The 499-nt window shown below is 43.7% G+C and carries 1 pseudogene; it reads right to left on the bottom strand.

From position 1 onward, the window contains the following. A pseudogene (locus CP367_RS10640) lies at window positions 1–499 on the bottom strand (ABC transporter substrate-binding protein); the annotation flags it as partial.

The raw sequence follows: 499 nt of genomic DNA, 5'->3' as shown, positions 1-499 counted from the left end.
TGTGACTCTTGATGGCTTGAGTAACTGAGTTGGTACCGATGACTGTCATTGATACCTTTTCCAAGTTTGGTGTACCACGCTAGTAATGCGGGTTACGTTCCCCAGTGCCACATTGACCACGAACAAGCTTGCTTACGCGGAATGGGCCGTAGAAGAGTGGTTGTTTTCTAACCTTGTCACTAGACATCAACTTGGAGAATGGTACGTCCTTTAAGTAATGGTAAGGTTCAGCGTATTCCCAGAAGTAACCGTTACCTGATTGAAGCATACCAGGCTTCATTTGTTTAAAGTGAATTACGACCTTGCGGCCATTTTCGCCATCAGGCATCTCAATACCAGAAATCTTCTTGCTCTTGCCTTCGTGATATTCTGCTAAACCAACAATGTCGGCAAGAGAATCGGTATAACGTTGTGACTTGGAGTCTTTATTAGCAATAATTTCATAAGCGTATTCCACGTCTTTAGCATTAACTTGCTTGCCGTCTGACCACTTAACACC

Origin of the sequence: Lactobacillus sp. UMNPBX16 (assembly GCF_002553775.1) — a bacterium.
Taxonomy (GTDB): domain Bacteria; phylum Bacillota; class Bacilli; order Lactobacillales; family Lactobacillaceae; genus Lactobacillus; species Lactobacillus crispatus.
The sequence above is the reverse complement of the archived record's forward strand: the minus strand, read 5'-3'. Positions and strand labels throughout refer to the sequence as shown.